18 protein-coding genes and 1 pseudogene are annotated in these 19,881 nt (G+C 36.7%); 9 read left to right on the forward strand and 10 right to left on the reverse strand.

Annotated features, from left to right (window positions below; genetic code table 11):
- Positions 1 to 12 precede the first annotated feature (12 nt).
- Positions 13 to 447 (reverse strand): dihydroneopterin triphosphate diphosphatase, encoded by a 435-nt coding sequence (gene nudB / locus ABN256_RS02225; RefSeq protein WP_072068213.1) that lies wholly within the window; start codon positions 445 to 447, stop codon positions 13 to 15.
- Positions 448 to 450: 3 nt separating this feature from the next.
- Positions 451 to 2,235 (reverse strand): aspartate--tRNA ligase, encoded by a 1,785-nt coding sequence (aspS, locus tag ABN256_RS02230; RefSeq protein ID WP_196554180.1) that lies wholly within the window; start codon positions 2,233 to 2,235, stop codon positions 451 to 453.
- A 266-nt stretch (positions 2,236 to 2,501) separates the two neighbouring features.
- On the opposite strand from aspS, the gene ABN256_RS02235 reads away from it, so the two are divergent.
- From ABN256_RS02235 to ABN256_RS02255, 5 genes and pseudogenes are all read left to right on the forward strand, one after another.
- Positions 2,502 to 2,900 carry an MAPEG family protein gene (locus tag ABN256_RS02235; protein WP_023582071.1) on the forward strand — a complete coding sequence of 133 codons (399 nt, stop codon included), beginning with the start codon at positions 2,502 to 2,504 and terminating at the stop codon, positions 2,898 to 2,900.
- Between the two features lie 187 nt (positions 2,901 to 3,087).
- The gene (gene cmoA / locus ABN256_RS02240; RefSeq protein WP_196554179.1) at positions 3,088 to 3,840 is read left to right on the forward strand and encodes a carboxy-S-adenosyl-L-methionine synthase CmoA; all 753 of its coding nucleotides are present in this window, start codon (positions 3,088 to 3,090) and stop codon (positions 3,838 to 3,840) included.
- On the forward strand, positions 3,840 to 4,814 hold the full coding sequence (cmoB, locus tag ABN256_RS02245) for a tRNA 5-methoxyuridine(34)/uridine 5-oxyacetic acid(34) synthase CmoB (RefSeq protein ID WP_196554178.1): 975 nt from the start codon (positions 3,840 to 3,842) through the stop codon (positions 4,812 to 4,814). The genes cmoA and cmoB overlap by 1 nt, the downstream gene beginning before the upstream one ends.
- A gap of 128 nt (positions 4,815 to 4,942) precedes the next feature.
- A complete protein-coding gene (locus ABN256_RS02250; RefSeq protein ID WP_196554177.1) occupies positions 4,943 to 5,758 on the forward strand; it encodes a hypothetical protein in 816 nt (271 codons plus the stop codon).
- A gap of 234 nt (positions 5,759 to 5,992) precedes the next feature.
- A pseudogene (locus ABN256_RS02255) lies at positions 5,993 to 7,567 on the forward strand (ATP-binding cassette domain-containing protein).
- A 56-nt stretch (positions 7,568 to 7,623) separates the two neighbouring features.
- Here ABN256_RS02255 and cutC read toward each other — a convergent pair.
- Both cutC and ABN256_RS02265 read right to left on the reverse strand, forming a co-directional pair.
- Complete coding sequence (gene cutC / locus ABN256_RS02260) at positions 7,624 to 8,376, reverse strand: copper homeostasis protein CutC (RefSeq protein WP_196554175.1); 753 nt, start codon at positions 8,374 to 8,376, stop codon at positions 7,624 to 7,626.
- A 154-nt stretch (positions 8,377 to 8,530) separates the two neighbouring features.
- On the reverse strand, positions 8,531 to 9,085 hold the full coding sequence (locus ABN256_RS02265) for a VOC family protein (protein ID WP_196554174.1): 555 nt from the start codon (positions 9,083 to 9,085) through the stop codon (positions 8,531 to 8,533).
- Between the two features lie 172 nt (positions 9,086 to 9,257).
- Between ABN256_RS02265 and argS the strand changes: the two genes are divergently transcribed.
- Complete coding sequence (gene argS, locus ABN256_RS02270) at positions 9,258 to 10,988, forward strand: arginine--tRNA ligase (protein ID WP_196554173.1); 1,731 nt, start codon at positions 9,258 to 9,260, stop codon at positions 10,986 to 10,988.
- Positions 10,989 to 11,130: 142 nt separating this feature from the next.
- Here argS and ABN256_RS02275 read toward each other — a convergent pair whose 3' ends face one another.
- The 3 genes from ABN256_RS02275 to ABN256_RS02285 all read right to left on the reverse strand — a co-directional run bounded on the left by ABN256_RS02275 (position 11,131) and on the right by ABN256_RS02285 (position 14,711).
- A complete protein-coding gene (locus ABN256_RS02275; protein ID WP_072068221.1) occupies positions 11,131 to 11,403 on the reverse strand; it encodes a hypothetical protein in 273 nt (90 codons plus the stop codon).
- Positions 11,404 to 12,431: 1,028 nt separating this feature from the next.
- Positions 12,432 to 13,967, reverse strand: coding sequence for a murein biosynthesis integral membrane protein MurJ (gene murJ, locus ABN256_RS02280; RefSeq protein ID WP_196554172.1), 1,536 nt, complete (start codon positions 13,965 to 13,967; stop codon positions 12,432 to 12,434).
- A gap of 147 nt (positions 13,968 to 14,114) precedes the next feature.
- Complete coding sequence (locus ABN256_RS02285) at positions 14,115 to 14,711, reverse strand: TetR family transcriptional regulator (protein WP_196554171.1); 597 nt, start codon at positions 14,709 to 14,711, stop codon at positions 14,115 to 14,117.
- Between the two features lie 101 nt (positions 14,712 to 14,812).
- Between ABN256_RS02285 and ABN256_RS02290 the strand changes: the two genes are divergently transcribed.
- Positions 14,813 to 15,448, forward strand: a complete 636-nt coding sequence (locus ABN256_RS02290; protein WP_196554170.1) for a GNAT family N-acetyltransferase — start codon at positions 14,813 to 14,815, stop codon at positions 15,446 to 15,448.
- A gap of 107 nt (positions 15,449 to 15,555) precedes the next feature.
- Here the strand turns inward: ABN256_RS02290 and rimJ are convergent, their stop codons facing one another.
- Positions 15,556 to 16,137, reverse strand: a complete 582-nt coding sequence (gene rimJ, locus ABN256_RS02295; RefSeq protein WP_196554169.1) for a ribosomal protein S5-alanine N-acetyltransferase — start codon at positions 16,135 to 16,137, stop codon at positions 15,556 to 15,558.
- Positions 16,138 to 16,334: 197 nt separating this feature from the next.
- Here rimJ and mdtH point away from each other — a divergent pair, with 197 nt between their 5' ends.
- Positions 16,335 to 17,537, forward strand: a complete 1,203-nt coding sequence (gene mdtH, locus ABN256_RS02300; protein WP_115349839.1) for a multidrug efflux MFS transporter MdtH — start codon at positions 16,335 to 16,337, stop codon at positions 17,535 to 17,537.
- A 42-nt stretch (positions 17,538 to 17,579) separates the two neighbouring features.
- Positions 17,580 to 18,134 carry a lipoprotein gene (locus ABN256_RS02305; RefSeq protein WP_196554168.1) on the forward strand — a complete coding sequence of 185 codons (555 nt, stop codon included), beginning with the start codon at positions 17,580 to 17,582 and terminating at the stop codon, positions 18,132 to 18,134.
- A gap of 109 nt (positions 18,135 to 18,243) precedes the next feature.
- On the opposite strand, the gene ABN256_RS02310 is transcribed toward ABN256_RS02305, so the two are convergent.
- Together ABN256_RS02310 and ABN256_RS02315 are read right to left on the reverse strand one after the other, a co-directional pair.
- Entirely contained in the window at positions 18,244 to 18,816 is a 573-nt protein-coding gene (locus ABN256_RS02310) for a TorD/DmsD family molecular chaperone (protein WP_349439052.1), read from the reverse strand.
- 253 nt (positions 18,817 to 19,069) lie between these two features.
- The gene (locus tag ABN256_RS02315; RefSeq protein WP_196554166.1) at positions 19,070 to 19,678 is read right to left on the reverse strand and encodes a 2OG-Fe(II) oxygenase; all 609 of its coding nucleotides are present in this window, start codon (positions 19,676 to 19,678) and stop codon (positions 19,070 to 19,072) included.
- Positions 19,679 to 19,881: the final 203 nt, after the last annotated feature.

A 19,881-nucleotide genomic window follows, 5' to 3' on the forward strand; every position in this document is an offset into this window, starting at 1 on the left:
GTGGTCTAATCATTAAATAACAAATTCTTCAATCGCTTGCTGATTACTGGTGGATTTTGTTAATTTTGCCGCCAGTGGTGCGTCGAGCCATTGATATTGAGAATGCTCAGTTAACACAAGTTCTCGCTCTGCGGGCAGTGCTAACGTAAACCAATGTTCCTGACAATGTGTCACATCGGGTGCATAACGATGCCGAAAATGTGCAAAAATTTCAAAAAGGACTGAGCGATGACAATCCACCAGCTCAAGATTTTCTTTTATGATATCAATTCCAACTTCTTCTTGCACTTCACGTAACGCAGTTTGAAAAGGCGCTTCGTTCTCTTCTAAACTGCCTGTCACCGATTGCCAAAAATCCGGATCATCTCGACGCTTAAGCATAAGCACCCGTTTGGTCTCTTTTGCATAAATAACAACTAAAACGGATATCGGGCGCTTATATTTCATTATTTACTCTTTATCTTCGCTAACTTCTTTTTGAGTTACCGCAATTGCTAGCTCTTTTAAAGAATCAGCATTAGCAAAACTTGGTGCGTTAGTCATTAAGCACGCTGCTGCTGTTGTTTTAGGGAATGCAATAACATCACGGATATTATCAGTTCCAGTTAGCAGCATCACTAAACGGTCTAAACCAAAGGCTAAACCTGCATGTGGCGGTGTACCAAATTTAAGTGCATCTAATAAGAAACCGAATTTCTCTTGTTGCTCATCTGGCGAAATACCTAAAATACTAAATACCGCTTGTTGCATTTCATTACGGTGAATACGCACAGAGCCACCACCAACTTCATAACCGTTGATAACCATATCGTAAGCATTTGCCACCGCACCCACTGGGTGCGCTGTTAATTCTGCTGGAGAGAGATCTTTCGGCGAAGTAAATGGATGGTGCATTGCACTTAAACTACCCGTTTCTTCATCTTCTTCAAACATTGGGAAGTCGATAACCCATAATGGTTTCCATGCATTTAAGTCTGTCAGTTCAAGATCACGACCCACTTTCAAACGCAGAGCACCCATTGCATCACTCATAGTGCCTTTACGGCCTGCACCAAAGAAGATTAAATCGCCGTCAGTTGCACCCGTTGTTTTTAAAATAGCGTTAACAACATCATTAGTTAGGAATTTAGCAATTGGGCTTTGTACACCTTCAATGCCTTTAGCACTTTCGTTGACTTTCATCCACGCAAGGCCTTTAGCGCCGTAAATACCAACAAATTGTGTATACTCATCGATATTTTTACGAGTTAATGATGCGCCACCTGGCACACGCAATGCGATAACACGGCATTTTTCATCATTGGCGGCTTGTGCAAATACACTGAACTCAACATCTTTGACTAAATCAGCAATGTCTTTGAGTTCCATTGGGTTACGTAAATCAGGTTTGTCTGAACCATAACGACGCATTGCTTCAGCAAAGGTCATAACAGGGAATACACCTAAATCAACATTAAGAATATCCAACCATAATGCGTGGATCATGCGCTCCATCACTTCGCGCACTTGATCTGCACTCATGAAAGAGGTTTCAACATCTATTTGTGTAAATTCAGGCTGACGGTCAGCACGCAAGTCTTCATCACGGAAACATTTTACGATTTGATAGTAACGATCAAAGCCAGACATCATTAACAGCTGTTTAAAAAGCTGTGGTGATTGTGGTAATGCGTAAAATTTACCTTTATGTACACGACTTGGCACTAAATAGTCACGCGCACCTTCTGGTGTTGCTTTTGTCAGCATCGGGGTTTCAACATCAAGGAAACCTTCACCATCCATAAAACGGCGAACGAAGCTTGTGATTTTAGCACGGGTTTTTAAACGATCAGACATTTCAGGGCGACGCAGGTCTAAATAACGATAAGTTAAACGACGCTCTTCAGTATTTGTTTGATTGCTATCTAACGGTAATGGCTCTGAACGGTTAAAAATAGACAGAGATTCTGCCGCTAACTCAATTTCACCTGTTGCCATATTTTTGTTAACTTGGCTATCAGGGCGAGCGCGTACTGTTCCTGTGACTTGAATACAAAATTCATTACGCAGTTCTGATGCCTGAGAAAATGCCTCTTTCTGCTCTGGGTCAAAGAAGACTTGAACAATACCTTCGCGATCTCGCATATCAATAAAGATAAGCCCACCTAAGTCACGGCGACGGTTAACCCAACCACAAAGAGTCACTTTTTGGCCCACATGGGCACTATTCAACTGCCCACAATAATTAGTACGCATACAATATCCTTTTACTCAGCTTGTTGTGCTTTCTGCTGCGGAAATTTTGGCAATAGTCTTTTTCGAGTAGTGTCAAAAAAAAGGCAGACATTATAACGAAAATTCTTCCTAGAGATAAGAGTATAGACCTAGTTTATATGATACATCTTTTCAAGGATTTGCTAATCCCCAAACAATTAATTAATAATAATTATTTATAGCGACAGAAGTCGCTTTGAGGTTTATCATTAAATTCGCCGTTTTTTGGCTTTGGCAATGGAGAAAAGATGGTTAGCTCGCTTTATATCGTACTGGGCGCACTATTATTGATTAAATTGTCCCTCAATGTTGTAAAACTCAGAACACAATATCGGGTTGCTTATGGTGATGGTGGCTTTTATGAATTACAAACAGCCATCCGTGTTCACGGCAATGCGGTAGAATATATTCCTATTTCTATGATCTTATTACTGGTCATGGAAATGAATGGTGCTTTTGTTTGGATGGTACACATCTGTGGCTCAATTTTAATCGCAGGTCGCTTTTTACACTCTTATGGATTAAAACACCGTGAACTTCGTTGGCGTCGTTCAGGCATGGCTGCCACTTATTTATCAATGGTATTGATGATCATTGCTAATATTTATTTCCTTCCTTGGATACAAATCTTTTCCTTTTATTACTAAGTCCTCGCGGGAATAACATGATCATCCATGATCAAAACCGACATCCTTGCTGTTGTGTCTAATAACGGCAAGGTATCAAAAAGGTTTATTTATTTTTTCCAATTTCTTTCTAAATAATGCAACTTTGTGAGCACCGTCGCTTCTGGTAGAATGCTTGCTTCTTTTATTCCTTAAACCTATTTTAGTTATGTCGAATTCAAAATCATCACAACAAGACAGCTTATTTGCGACACCTATTGCAAACCTTGGTGACTGGCGCTTTGATGAAAAAGTCGCTGAAGTATTTCCTGATATGATAAAACGCTCAGTGCCTGGTTATTCAAATATCATCTCTATGATTGGTATGCTTGCAGGTCGCTTTGTTACACCCAATAGCCAAGTCTATGATTTAGGCTGTTCTTTAGGTGCAGCAACCCTTTCTATGCGCCGCAATATTAGTGTGACAGGCTGCAAAATTATTGGTGTTGATAATTCACCAGCTATGGTAGAGCGTTGTCAACGCCATATTGATGCCTATAAAGCAGATACCCCCGTCGATATTATCGAAGGTGATATTCTTGATATTGAGATCAATAATGCCTCAATGGTAGTGCTTAACTTCACCTTACAATTCTTAGCACCGAGTGATCGACAAATATTATTAAACCGCATTTACCAAGGCCTTAATCCTGGTGGTGTGTTAGTGCTTTCTGAAAAATTCAGTTTTGAAGATAACGAAATTGGTGAATTGTTGTTTAATATGCACCATGATTTCAAACGCGCTAACGGTTACAGCGAATTAGAAATTAGCCAAAAACGTAGCATGTTAGAAAATGTTATGCTGACAGACTCGGTCGAAACCCATAAAACTCGCTTACATAATGCGGGTTTCCCTCATGCAGAAGTTTGGTTCCAATGTTTTAATTTCGGCTCTCTTTTAGCGATTAAAGGCAATAACTAATGATTAATTTTGGCTCGTTCTATCAACTTATTGCGCAAGATGAGCGCTTATTTCATTGGTTAGATACATTACCGGCTCAATTATCAGAATGGCGCTCAAACGCGTTACACGGTCACTTTTCTTCATGGGAAAGAATGCTCGATGGTTTGCCAGAAATAATCCCTACAGAACTTGATTTAAAAAATGGAGTAATTGCCAATAAAACACCTACATTAAGTGCAGGCGAACAACTGGGTTTAAATAATATTCTGAAATCCTTAATGCCATGGCGAAAAGGCCCTTTCTCTCTTTATGGGGTCGATATTGATACAGAGTGGCGTTCAGATTGGAAATGGGAGCGTGTTTTACCTCACCTTTCCCCTCTTGAAGGCCGTTTAGTGTTGGATGTAGGTTGTGGTAGTGGTTATCACATGTGGCGAATGCTAGGTGAAGGGGCTGAGTTTGTTGTGGGGATCGACCCTACTCAACTTTTCTTATGCCAATTTGAAGCTGTCAGAAAATTATTAGGAAATGATCAACGTGCACATTTAATTCCTGTTGGTATTGAACAAATACCAGAATTAAAAGCCTTTGATACCGTATTCTCAATGGGCGTACTTTATCATCGTCGTTCACCGCTTGATCATTTATGGCAATTAAAAAATCAATTGGTTTCGGGCGGTGAATTAGTATTAGAAAGCCTCGTTGTTGATGGTGATGAATTTCAATGTCTGATCCCAGGTGAACGTTATGCACAAATGCGTAACGTATACTTTATTCCATCAGCAAAAATGCTAAAGGTTTGGCTAGAAAAATGTGGTTTTAAAGATGTACGTATTGTCGATGAAAACACAACCTCTCTGGATGAACAGCGTAAAACAGATTGGATGATAACAGATTCATTAGATGCGTTCTTAGATGCTGATGATAAAACAAAAACGGTTGAAGGTTATCCAGCACCTAAGCGTGCGATATTAATTGCCACCAAGCCTTAATTTTTTATTGTGATCTAAAGGGATATCAAGTTATTAAATATCCCTTTCTTTCATAATATTCATCTTGTTTTTTTATTAAAGACATCTTATACGTCCTCTTATTTGCAGATGAACGATTAAAGAAAATTATGGCAAAGACACCAAAAAGCAAAGTTGCAACCCAAAAGGAAATAACACAAAAAAAACAACACGCTCTTTTACAAAAAAATAAGCGTCAGCAATATGATGATCCTATTTTTTCGTCCTTTGTAGAAACCACATCAGCAAAATGTCTCCCATTAACACCATTACAACGTGGGGTACAATTCTTTTTTTCATTATTTGACTACGCCACACAACTTTTATATATCGCTTTTATTATTACCGTTTGGTGGTTTCCTGAACATTTCTCAGTTCAAACAATTTATAATCTAACCGTTTTATTTTTATTTGAGTTTATTCTCGTGCACTCAGGTGTTTTTATGGCTGCATTTGCTCGTACTAAGCTTATTTTTGCCCTTATTCCCTTTTATGGAATATTTGCACTTATTATCAATAGTATGATTATGGGTGATGAAAACCTGATTATTTGGCTCTATGCTGTGATTGTTGCCAATCGAATTATCAATGGTTACCAAGTAAAAACTAAAGAAGAAATGGGGAAGAATTTATTCTATTCTGCACTATTAGTTTTAAATTTTATGCTATGCCTTTTTTCTGTCATGATTTTTAAGTTTTTAGTCCCTTATGGTGGATTAACGCCCCAATATTTAAATAAAATTGACTATCTTTATTTAATTCCTCAACATAGCGATTATTTTAATGTTCCACATATTGGCATGGCTTACGGCGCTCTATTTTATGGTATACCTTTAGCTTGCATTACCTACATTAATATATTATCAATTTATAAACGTATAATGTTCAAAATAAAAGCTCGTAAAATAAGAACCACACGCAGATAATCTTATTCGGCGCTTGTTGTTCATCTTTATTCATGCTTAAATACGCGCGTTATCTATTCAATTACTTCTCTTTTTAAAAAGGCACTTCCCTACGATGAACTAAATTCTGCCAGAAAATTTCTCAAATACCTTTTTGGTATTCATTTTCTGTTACTGGCAGACAATAATTTATTTCGTCGCATCTAGAAAAAGATCTCGGCTGTCTGCCACCTATTTCGCTTAGGAGGTATTACTATGACAATAGCCTGTCACTTCTCACAACTTACTATCGAATTTAATCAAGAGCGCCTTTTTCCACCATTAACTCGTTCGTTGACTTGTCAGCAAAATGCATTAATCGGTCATAATGGTAAAGGAAAATCCATACTACTAAGATTATTGGCACAAAAAATAACGCCTTCATCTGGGCAAGTTGATTGGAATATGCCTTTTGTTCACGTTGATCAATTAACCCGGTTACAAGGCGATACTCTTGCTCAAGCGTTAGATATTCATGAAATTTATCATGCATTCCAACGCGTTGATGCAGGTATTGCGACATTAGAAGATATTGAGTTACTTGATGGCAAATGGCAGCTTCCTGTTACGTGGCAGAATTTATTAGATTCAGCACAACTCCCTGTCGTATTAGATACCCCTATTGCGAATTTAAGTGGCGGAGAACAAACTCGTTTAGCACTTTGTCGCGCTTTTTTATGCGAGGAGAGTTTTCTACTCTTAGATGAGCCAGATAATCATCTTGATTATCAAGGACAACAGTGGCTAATAAAACAGTTGGCTCAGCACAAAGCAGGCTCTCTTATTGTTAGTCATAATCGAAACTTACTCACTTATGCCGACACTACTTTAGAGTTAAGTGAAAAAGGTTTATCTGAATATGGTGGAAATTATGCTTTATATGAAACACAAAAAAGCGCAGAAATAGCATCGTTGGAAGCCGTAAGTGATCGACTAAACAGCCAAATTAAAAATGAAAAACGCCAACAACAAGCTACCTTGCAAAAAGCAACGCAACGTAAACGCCAAGGTGAATCAATCAGACAAAGTGGCTCTCAGTGCCTACTTCTGCTAGATATGCAAAAAAATAGAGCAGAGCAACGCCAATCGGCAGTGGCAAAACGGCATCAGCGTGTAATAGAAGATATGCAATCTAAAAAATAAGGTGTTGATGAAGAAAAAGTGCATGTTCATCAGCAAAAAATAGTATTGAATTACCAAAGTAATGGGTATCGTTTAAATGTATTTGTGGATAATCTTCAGCTTCCGTATGGTTATCAGCGCCCTATTTCATTTTCAGCTTACAGTAATGAGCATTGGCATATTAAAGGTAAAAATGGATGTGGAAAATCGACATTATTAAAATGTCTGATCCAACAATTTAGCCCACTCTCTGGTGAGTTTCGTCTTAATAAAGACTTTTGTTATCTTGATCAGCATCTTGCTTTGCTTGATAAAACATTGCCTGTTGCACAGGCGCTGCACCAATATCAACCCGCTATTTCTATCGAGCAATGGCGAACACGACTGGGTATGTTAAGGATCAGAGGTGATAAGTCATTACTCCCTCTAGAAAAACTAAGTGGTGGCGAACAATTAAAAGCAACGTTATTAGCTTTAACACACAGCCCTATTCCTCCTGCGGTATTATTGCTTGATGAACCAGATAACCACCTTGATATTGGCTCCAAACAATTATTGGAAAATTTACTCGTTGAATATCAAGGTACATTATTACTGGTTTCCCATGATGAAGCCTTTGTTGAACGTTGCGGTATAACACATACCTTAGTATTAGATGAGATTGCATAAAAAAACTGCGCTATAAAAGGCGCAGTTTTAAAATCTGTCACTAAAGCTAATTAAAACTAAGAAGCTAATGGCGTATAAATACTCATAATATCTTTCATTGCTTCAACGGTATCTTCATCCACACAATAATGGGTAAACTCATCAACTTCACTGTCTGAGCTCATTGTGACACCTGCTTTACGATAAATCATGGTTGAGGGCGCGACCTTACCCGCAGAACTATGTATTTCTTTTAAACCTGCATCCAAGAATTTTTGGATATTACTTAATCTTACGCCAGCTCCTGCCATAATGACCGGACCTTGTGTTTTTTCATTTAATGTTCGTAATAAAGGTAAACCTAATTCCGCATTCGCCTGCTGGCCTGATGTTAAAATACGAGAAATACCTAACTGTGTCAGTTGTTCTAACCCTAATAATGGATTAATACACATATCAAAAGCACGATGGAAAGTAATAGCTAAAGGGCCAGCAAGCTCCATTAGAATTTCCATTTTAGGCAAATCAATATGTCCTTCTTCATTCAATAAGCCAACAACGGCGCCTGGAAACCCCATATCACGAATTAGGCTAATATCATTTTTCATTGCCGAGAAATCAGCTTGTGTGTAACAAAAGTCCCCCCCTCGAGGGCGAATAATAGGATGAACGGGAATACGAACCAGATCTCTGACTTGTCTTAGCATTCCAAAGCTTGGCGTAATGCCGCCTTCTGATGGACTAGTGCATAGCTCAATTCTATCCGCACCTGCTCGTTCTGCCACCAGCGCACACTCTGCGCCAAAACAACAAATCTCCAACGTAGCCATATCATCCCTCTTTATCCTTAATACAGAAAGTAATCAGAAAATAAATATCATTTCTCAGCGATTACTAACAATAGTTGTCGAATATCTCTATTCATTCAATTCCACTATCAGAGTTTTGTGCTGACACAAGCAAACTATTTTCTGAAAGTGTCGTTCAACACTCACTTTGTACAATTTCAAGTAACGAATAAGGATGATATTTCACTGTCACTTTACTATTAGAAATAGCCACCGTGGGATTGGGCAAGCGTTCTTTTTCACCTTTAGGTTCACTGATTTTCAAGCTAATACCCTCCGGCAAAGGAGATGGTAAAAATGACATAACGTTATTAACTAAATCAGAAGGCTCAACAGGGATCACTTGCTCAATATGCTCCCAACCTTGGTACTTATATATTTTATGGGTAGGGAATGGTAATTCAACAATGGAAACAGCTTGATTTAAAACCGTTAATGGCGTGTCTAATTGAAAAAGATAAATTGGACGTCCGTTAATAATATTATCAGAAATACACTTTCCACATTGACTAAGCCCTTTTCGCCATTGTTCAGCCAATGTTAAATCGTGACAACGTAACGAAATATGGTCAATAAGATAAAGTGTGAAATTTAAACCTAACTGATTGGCAAGCTGTGTCATTTTTTCTTCAAACTGTGGAAGCTCGTGAGTTAAATCATTTAATTGAGGGATTGAAGAAAATAACGCCATTTTGAGTAACCTTAATGAAAAAACAGAGAAAAAACCTTAAAGATAAGGTGCAGATGGTAGCATGTTCTAGCCGGAATATGTTATAAATTCAAGGTTAATCCTAATTCTTTATAATAAACCTGTCAGGCTTTTGTCGTCAGGTTTTATTTTCTCAATAATTTAAGGTAACCCGGTGAATATTCAGGCTTTTCTTTCAGAAAAAATCAGTGTGGCAATGTGTGCTGCTGGCGCACCCGCTGATAGCGAACCACTTGTCCGCCAGTCAGCCAAAGTGCAATTTGGTGACTATCAGGCAAATGGTGTCATGGGAGCAGCAAAAAAAATGGGGATCCCACCCCGACAACTCGCAGAGAAAATTCTGGAACAGCTTGATATTACAGGTATTGCAGATAAAGTTGAAATCGCGGGCCCTGGTTTTATCAATATCTTCTTATCGCCACTATGGGTTGCAAAGCAAGCAGAAGACGCATTAGTTGATGAACATCTGAATGTAACATCTGTTACACCTCAAACTATTGTTATTGATTATTCTTCTCCAAACGTTGCAAAACAAATGCATGTCGGCCACTTACGCTCTACGATTATTGGTGATGCAAGTGCGCGTACATTATCTTTCTTAGGTCATAACGTTATTCGTGCTAATCACCTCGGTGATTGGGGTACGCAATTTGGTATGTTAATTGCGTATTTAGAGAAAAAACAAAACGAAAATGCCGCAGATATGGCGTTATCTGATCTCGAAGAGTTCTATCGTGAAGCAAAAAAATGCTATGACGAAGATGAAGTCTTTGCAGAGCGCGCGCGTAATTATGTTGTGAAATTACAAGGCGGTGATGAGTATTGCCGTACAATGTGGCGCAAACTTGTTGATATCACAATGCAACAAAACCAAGTGACTTATCAGCGTCTTAACGTCACATTAACCGAAGATGACATTATGGGTGAAAGCCTTTATAACCCAATGTTACCTGGTATTGTTGCTGACCTAAAAGCAAAAGGCCTTGCTGTAGAAAGTGAAGGTGCAACGGTTGTTTTCCTTGATGAATATAAAAACAAGGAAGGCGAACCTATGGGTGTTATCGTTCAGAAAAAAGACGGTGGCTACCTTTATACAACAACCGATATTGCTTGTGCTAAATATCGTCACGAAAATCTACATGCTGATCGTGTTCTCTATTATATCGACTCTCGCCAACATCAGCATTTAATGCAAGCATGGACAATTGTCCGTAAAGCAGGTTATATCCCTGATTCAATGTCACTTGAACACCATATGTTCGGCATGATGTTAGGTAAAGACGGTCGTCCATTTAAAACACGTTCTGGCGGTACTATCCGTTTAACGGATTTACTCGATGAAGCGCAAGAAAGAGCCCGTACATTAATTGCTGAAAAAAATCCAGATATGGATAAAGACGAATTAAATAATGTTGCTCGCGTTGTCGGTATTGGTGCTGTGAAATACGCTGACTTATCTAAAAACCGCACAACAGATTACATCTTCGATTGGGATCTGATGTTAAGTTTTGAAGGTAATACCGCACCTTATATGCAATATGCTTATACTCGCGTTGCTTCAATCTTTAAACGTGCTGAAATTGATGAAAACACATTAACTCAGCCGATCACATTAGTACAATCTCATGAAAAACAACTTGCATTACGTTTAGTGCAATTTGATGAGACCATCATGCAAGTTGCTCGTGAAGGAACTCCTCATGTGATGTGTGCTTATCTCTACGATCTGGCACAAACCTTCTCTGGTTTTTATGAAAACTGCCCTATCTTATCTGCTGAAGATGAAAACACTCGCCAAAGCCGTCTAAAACTGGCGCGTTTGACCGCGAGAACCTTAAAACAAGGTTTAGATACTTTAGGGATTGAAACGGTCGATAGAATGTAATTAGCTTAAGCTCGCAAATTACAGAAACAAAAAACCGATGGCATTTGACCATCGGTTTTTTTGTACATTCATTATTTATTCGATATAGCTAAAAAAACACTTCAAACAATCACTCAATCTAACTTCCAATGCTACTTAGTCATTAATCTTCATTAGCCGTTATAACATCCTGACACAATAGTCCTCTGATATCTTTTGCTTCAATCCAACCATCAACACTATCTATTGGCTTGCTTGGGCTATAAAAGCGGTCGTTAACGTCTTTAGCTGTAAATGACAGTTGCTCATTCGTTTTATCAAAGACACCCACACAGTTAACTGGCGTTAATTTTGAAGTGTTAATTTTTCCATCAGCAGTACAACCAGCAAGAAATAACGTAGCTAATGATACAGAAATGATAATTGCTTTTTTCATAGTAGCTCCTTGACACTCTTTTATTTTTATTTTTACTAAAAACCATCTAATTGATTATTTAGTAGTCTTTAAACTAGAAATATCTAATAGTTTATAACTGCCTTGAGTATAGCGAACATATAGAGAAATATTTGAGTTATTGAGCTATTAATGAAAAAAATAAGAACTATTGCGAAGGATTTGAAAAGAGAGGGAAAAACAGAAAACAATGGCGGATAAATGAAAACAATAATTAGTGTACCATACCGAATTACCAGTAATCTAATTATCTAATAATAATAGATTTAATATTAATTTCATTATTCACGCGACTTATTGTTTACTGCTTATCCCCAGCAATCGTATTACCTATTTGAAGCGCAGACAAAATAGATATGATCACTTTCAGTAGTACTGAACGATAACAAGCAAATAACTTTACAGTCACGGTTAATCTACCTGAATAAAGAAATAATAATATGTCTTAAATCAAAAAAATCAAATATTTTAAAATATACTGCAATATTTTGAAATATTTGTAATATCTCATCATTAAGTAAGAAATATTTAACAGATGTGTCATTTTTTAAACCTAAACAACACCAGAGAGTTTATCTAAAAAAAGATAATTCGTCAAACCGTAAGTGCTTAGAATATAGCGTCTATTTTTTTACTTTATGTAGAATAACAGTATAGGTAAACAAATTATCTAAAGATATTCGGTATGAATAATGATTAGATTATTTTATGTATCTAGCTTGAAAAACGCTTTCCAATGCCGAAAAACTGTATAAATCATTCAGAAATTGAAAAAAAAATTTAATAAAAAAATAATGAAGAAAAAAAATTTCTGCGTTTTTTTTATTCTATTTTTCTTTTTGGATGACATAGAGATAATCTAACTAAATACCAAAAATGTGATCAATATTGCATTATAAATAGTCTAGAAATAGAGAAAGGTTCTAAATGAGAGGATTGGCACTGATAAAAATATTGTTAATTTTAACCTCCCTGCTTTTATACAAAAAGCAGGGAGCGTATTTTATGAACTATAAAGCACGTAATGAAAAATGACGAGGTCTAAAACCTAATACATACAAGGCCACAAAATAACTGCCAGCCCCAACCACAACGACGAGTAATAGACGTAAAATACGCATAAGCATACTTCCGATATCCCAGCTTGGCATGATCCATAACATTCCAACTAACACAGCCCCCATGACCACCAACGCAATTGTTAGTTTTAATAAAAAGACTGGCCACCCCGCCAAAGGTTGATAAATATCTTTTTTACGTATTTGCCAAAATAGCATTGAGGCATTAAAACAAGCTGCAATACCAATCGAAAGTGCAAGACCAACGTGTTTTAAGCTACCAACAAATGCGAGATTCATTAATTGTGTCAGTATTAGTGTTGCGATAGCAATTTTTACAGGCGTTTTAATATCCTGTCGAGAATAGAAACCAGGCGCTAAGATTTTTATGATAATAAGGCCCATCAACCCAACACAATAAGCAATTAACGCTTGTTGTGTCATTAACGCATCATGAGCATTAAAATTACCGTACTGGAATAAAGATGCCGTTAACGGCCCTGATAATACAGCTAAACCAATCGTACAAGGTAGTGCTAATAAAAAGCACAGTCTTAATCCCCAATCCATCAATTTTCTATATTCTTCAGTATTACCACTAGCAAAACTCTTCGATAATGAAGGTAATAAAATAGTGCCTAATGCAACCCCTAACACACCTGTCGGTAGCTCCATTAGACGATCAGCATAATACATCCAAGAAACCGACCCTGACACTAAGAAAGAAGCAAAAATTGTATTGATAATTAAAGATATTTGGCTAACTGAAACACCTAAAATAGCAGGCCCCATTAATTTTAAAACACGCCAAACACCACTGTTTTTAAATGAGACTCTAGGTAGTACAAGCATACCTATTTTTTTCAAATGCGGTAATTGATAACCAAGTTGTAATATTCCTCCAGCAACAACCGCCCATGCCAATGCCATAATTGGTGGATTACAATAAGGCGCAACAACCAAAGCAAAAAATATCATACTGACATTAAGTAATGTTGGTGCAAAAGCAGGTACTGAAAAACGATTCCATGTATTTAAAATAGAGCCCGTTAATGAAGCCAAAGAAATAAGAAAAATATAAGGAAAGGTTATTCGTAATAAATCAGTCGTAAGTTGAAATTTATCTGGTGAGCTACTAAAACCTGGCGCAGTGACATAAATGACCCATGGTGCAGCAATAATACCAATCACCGTAACGACAGCAAGGATCAGTGTTAGCATACCTGAAACATAAGCAATAAAAGTACGTGTTGCTTCATCACCTTGCTGACTTTTATATTCAGCTAATATTGGCACAAAGGCTTGAGAAAATGCCCCTTCTGCAAAAATACGACGAAGTAAATTCGGTAATTTAAACGCAACAAAAAAAGCATCAGTTGCCATACCTGCGCCAAAAATACGCGCAATTATTGCATCACGAATGAATCCTAAGACCCGTGAAAACATAGTCATGGAACTCACTGCGGCCAGTGATTTAAGTAAATTCATAAAGTTATTCTAATTTTTGTTGAATGGAATAAAAAGAAAGGGACTATACTCCGTCTCTAACATCGAAAAATCAATCATCAATTGGCTAAAAATAAACAGTTTCAACTTACTTTTAGCTAATTCCAATAAGAGAAAAACACCTATGGTTTATGACCTAGCTAATATTTTTCTCAACATCATTTTTAACATAGTTTGATTATCACTTTCATTAAACTCAGGATCGATAATATTTCTCCCCATAGAACCATCTGCAATCACAAATAACCATGTGGCGATTTTTTCTGGCTCTAATCGCGGATCAATTTGCCCTTTTTTAATACCGTTTTCTAACATGGCAATCAAACGTTGTTTATTGTTTCTTTCATTTTCAATGAAAATTTCGTGAATACTCGCATTGCGTGAAGCTTCAGCAAAAATCTCAATACTAATGCGTGCGTACTCTGGATGATTATAAAGCGCTATAATCTCTATCATTAAACCAATAACTGCTTGAATGCTCTCTTCTTGCGCTTCATAACGACAAAAAATCTCATCAAAAAGCTGTGCATCATCTAACGCAATAGCTTCAATAATCGCATTTTTATTGGGAAAATAATGAAATACATTTCCGGGGCTCATCCCTGCTTCATGACAAATTTCTGCTGTTGATGTGGAATGAAAACCTTTTACGGCAAAGCAACGCATTGCAGCATCAATTATGTGCTTCATTTTTGCTTTTTGTTTTTCAGTCGCTGTCTTGTTCATAACCTAAAAATCTCTGGACAAATAAATTAGACTGATTAGTCTAGAATAAAATAGACCAAACAGTCTAAAAATTAACCCTATTATTGCAGAGTAACGATATCATGCAATTACTTAATGAACACTATCAGCTTCGTGTTGCAGAGCCTTCAGATATTCCTGAAGTTATTCAATTATTTGCACAAGCCTTTCATTTTAAATTGAATGCTTTTAATATTGATAGCACTAATCCTAACCAACGTCAGCAATTAGAAGCCATTTGGAATACGCTAGCGCGTAAAAAGAATAGCCAACAATTTGTTGTCACCGAGAATGAAAAAATAATTGCAACATTTTGTTTAGTCATAAAAGAAACTCAATTTATGTCAAATTCTTTTGCTAAAACACCCTTCTCTAATTATTGGCGCTATGGCATTACCCATTATATTAAGCAAAAAATTTTCTTTTCATTATTTGATTATACGCCAAAAGAAAATGAAGTTTATTTAGCTCATATTGCTGTTTTATCCTCTTATCAAGGCCATGGTATCGCTTATGCAATACTTCAATGGATAGCGCAATACAGTAAAAAGATTCTGAAAAAAATATATTTATCACTTTATGTGGATATTCATCATAAAGGCGCTCTTTATTTATACCAAAAAGATGGGTTTTATATTGAGAGAAAAGAATCATCGCGCCTGACACAATCTATTTTTCATATTCAACACTGGTATTATATGTTGAAAAAAATCAACTAAAGGCAAATTCAATATCACTATTAGATCAATATATTGGTTAAAAGCACTGAAAAACAAGGTATCGCTATAATTATAAACAGTGCTTTATCCTTAACAACAAGGGCTATTTATCGTTTGAAGTAAGTTCGTGTTGTTAATGCGGTTAATACATGATCACGCCATTCTTGGTTTATTTGCAGATAATTTTTTGCATACCCCTCACGTTCAAAACCATGTTTCGCCAATAAATTACCACTGCGTAAATTATGAGGCATATAATTCGCCATAATACGATGCATACCTTGTTGGCGTTGCATATAACGTAACGTTTCAGTTAATGCCTCAGACATATAACCTTTACCTTGCCATTTTTCACCTACAGAATAACCTAAAAAACAGGCATTAAAGGCACCGCGCATAACATTACTGTAATTAGCCACACCAATAATTTCATCTTCCATTGGTGTTAACAACAAAAAATGAAAGGCACTTTCTTGTCGATGTAATTCGTTCATATATTGCAAACGATGTTCCCAACCGGAAGGCAAATAGTGTGTTTTATCTCTTAATGGTTCCCATGGAATTAAAAAACGACGATTTAATGTGTAATAATCAGCCAACCTTTCCGCATCTCGTTCATAAGCTAAACGAATTATCATTCTTGTCGTTTCGAAACGAATTTTAGGAACTCCACCACGATAACCAAACATTGCGATCCCATTATCCTTTGATATAAATAAGTCTAATTCTGAAGTAACTCTTCTTATTCTGCCACTAACCTTAATAAAAAAATATCATCTTTAATTTACTATGAATTATGCACATTTAGAGACAGAATAGTCGAAGAAATAAATTATTTCGTTCCCCTCTTATTTTATTTAAATTATTTGCTTATTGATGGTGAGTAATGGCACTGGTAACACAAGCCCGTACCTTGGGTAAATATTTCCTCCTAATTGACAATATGTTAGTTGTCTTGGGCTTTTTCGTCGTTTTTCCTCTGATTTCCATCCGTTTCGTCGAACAATTGGGTTGGGCTGGTGTTATTGTCGGTTTTGCATTAGGGCTTAGACAATTAGTCCAGCAAGGCCTAGGTATTTTTGGTGGCGCCATCGCAGACCGCTTTGGTGCAAAACCAATGATAATAACTGGAATGTTATTACGTGCTTTAGGTTTTGCTTTAATGGCAATGGCAGATCAACCGTGGATACTTTGGTTATCTTGCATTTTATCTGCATTAGGGGGAACGTTATTTGATCCACCTCGTACAGCACTAGTTATTAAATTAACCAGACCTTATGAACGTGGCCGTTTTTATTCTTTATTATTAATGCAAGATAGTGCAGGAGCCGTTATTGGGGCGCTGATTGGTAGTTGGTTATTATTATATGATTTTCATTTAGTGTGCTGGGTTGGCGCAGGTGTTTTTGTTATTGCTGCTTTATTTAATGCTTGGTTACTACCTGCTTACCGTATATCTACAACCAGAACACCGATTAAAGAAGGATTAAATCGCGTATTATTGGATAAACGCTTTGTCAGTTATGTCTTAACGTTAACAGGCTATTTTATATTGTCTGTTCAAGTCATGTTGATGTTCCCTATTATCGTTAACGATATTGCAGGTACTCCGACCGCAGTAAAATGGATGTATGCCATTGAAGCATTACTCTCCTTAACCTTGCTCTATCCTATTGCGCGTTGGAGTGAAAAACGTTTCAAATTGGAGCAACGTTTAATGGCCGGATTATTCTTAATGAGCGTCAGTATGTTTCCTGTTGGAATGATCCATTCATTACAAGGCATTTTCTTAATTATTGGTTTATTTTATCTCGGCACGATCACCGCAGAGCCTGCGCGTGAAACATTAAGTGCCTCACTGGCTGATCCTCGCGCTCGTGGTAGTTATATGGGATTTAGTCGCTTAGGTTTGGCCTTTGGTGGCGCAATCGGATATACCGGTGGTGGATGGATGTACGATTTAGGTAACCAATTTGATATGCCTGAATTACCTTGGTTCTTATTAGGTACAGTAGGATTAATAACACTTTACGCACTACACCGCCAATTTAATCGTAAAAAAATAGAAACAGCCATGCTTACTCCTTAGATATCAGGTAAACTTTTAGTTATCAATGATCAAGGAGTGTTTATGAAAGCTATTTTTCTAACAACCATATTATTACTAACAAGCTTTATCGTGGGTTGTGATCAGCTAAAGCAATTTGATGTAAGTGAAAATTTGATTAATGACTATATTAGCCAAAAAACAAATCTTCAAAAACACATTGGTGAAGATGAGGTTGTCTCCGCTGATATTAAGTTAAGTAATCTTTCAATCCAAATTGGTCGTACAGAGCCGGGTAAAATTAACCTTTCAGGTACTGCCGATCTAAAAATCAATTCATTTTTTGGTAAAACAAGTGCCAAAGTTGATCTTACATTATCAGGTCAACCTTCTTATCAAGCCGATCAAGGTGCGATATATATAAAGGACATGACTATTGATAGCTATAAAGTATCACCAGAAAAAATGGATGCTGTCGTTGTAGCATTAAAACCTTATTTAGATACCACCATTGCAACATATTTTGATAATCACCCTGTTTATGTCCTTGATCCTGAGAAAAATAGCGCTGAAGCTGCGGCATTTAAACTGGCAAAAGGCATTGAAGTTAAACCGGGTAAATTCGTGATCCAACTCTAATAGTTACGTGAGTTGATTAAAAATATTTATCGTCATTAATGAGAAAGGCAAACCTAATGGTTTGCCTTTTTTATGAATAGTAAAATACCTTTGCAAAGAAAATAAGATATTACTCTGCTTCGGTACCTTCACCCTCTTCATCATCAGAAAGCTCTTCACGTAATGCCGATAACGCACCACGCGCAATTGCGGCTAATGTACGATAAAAACCACTTGTTGCGTGAGCTTCTACTTTACCAAGAAATGCCCCAGCCCAAGGTAATAAATATTCATCAAATAGTTGTATTTGGGCTAATACTTCATCTTCTGCTGAATTATCTTCCAGCCATGACGCAGCAAGTAATAAAGCACCAAAACTGTCTGTTGCATTATCAGTAACAGGCATACCTCTTGCAACTAAGAATTGACGAACATCGTCTTCTTTAATTTTTTCATAATCATGAGCATAAATAGATACAGCAGGAGCCTCTCCACCAAAAAGAGATTGGTGATCCGCTTCAACAATAGCCAAATCTTTGACACTATTTTTTAATGTGTTAAATAATTCATCTTGCTCCAATGGCCATAACTGGCTCAACGTTCCTTCATCAATCATTTTAATAATTGGCGCTAAAATAGGATCATTTGGGGCACGTTGAAATAATGTGCCTAAAAGTCGGCAAACTATTGAGAATTCATTCATTGTATTTTTTATCCTAAAAAGTTTCGTGTTATTGTGCGTTTAACAACAAGAAAATCAACTTTTTTCTTTTTTATGATTATAAGTATTAATTTAACCAAAGGGAGCTTTTAAAACAGAAAAAGCGCGCTCTTAATAATTAAGCTTTTGCTTAATATAAGAAACGCGCCTAATCCCATGCTACTTATCTTTTAAAACAGTTTTATTATAACGACTTTAAAACTCTTTTATGACAACAGCGTTTTTGTTGCATTAATTAACTTGCAATATCAAGAAAATTATCTCTTACACCATTCACACGAAACCACCCGGCAATACTCACACGCTCTTTATTAGTAGGGAGCACTTCATGAGGGAATTGTTCTGAAAGGAAAACAACTAAACGCCCTCCTTTGGGTGCAATTGTCGCAAGTTCGTTATCCTTTAAATCATAAATAACTAACTCGCCACCATCTTCGGTTGTCCAATCCTCATTAAGATATAACACAGTGGTTAAACGTCGAGTCACATTTTCTTTAAAAGCATCAAGATGTTTTTTATAAAATGCTCCTTTTTCATAACACGCAAAATGTGCTTCGTATTCAAAAAGCCCTAAATAAAATTCTCGATTAACAGCTCGTTGAATAGACTCCATTTGCATTAAATAATGTTGTACTGGTTCACCCATTTCTGGCTCTAGCCAACTTATTTTATCACTACGTATTGTTGTTTCTGCTTGACGATTTTCATGACGACCAATACGAGCTTGTTGTGCATTATCACCAAAACAAGTGCGTAGTTGTTGAACAGCTTCTGGTGTGAGGAAATCATCCCATACACACCATCCTTTCTCTGCTATTTGCTCAAGAAGCTCTGTTATATTCATTAGGTATATTGTCTGATAAACATGGGAAACTACTTTATATCACCAAGCTAGCTAAAATGACAACTTAATAAACTTATCTTTTCGATAACATCAATTAATCAGATATAAATATTATAAAGATTAAAAATAAAAGATCGAACAAGATTTAACACTACTGATGCTTTTAAAAGACTCATTTTTACAAGGGTCATTTTATAAGTTGC

The sequence above is a fragment of the Proteus sp. fly-1008 genome (assembly GCF_040140305.1).
Taxonomy (GTDB): Bacteria; Pseudomonadota; Gammaproteobacteria; order Enterobacterales; family Enterobacteriaceae; genus Proteus; species Proteus vulgaris_B.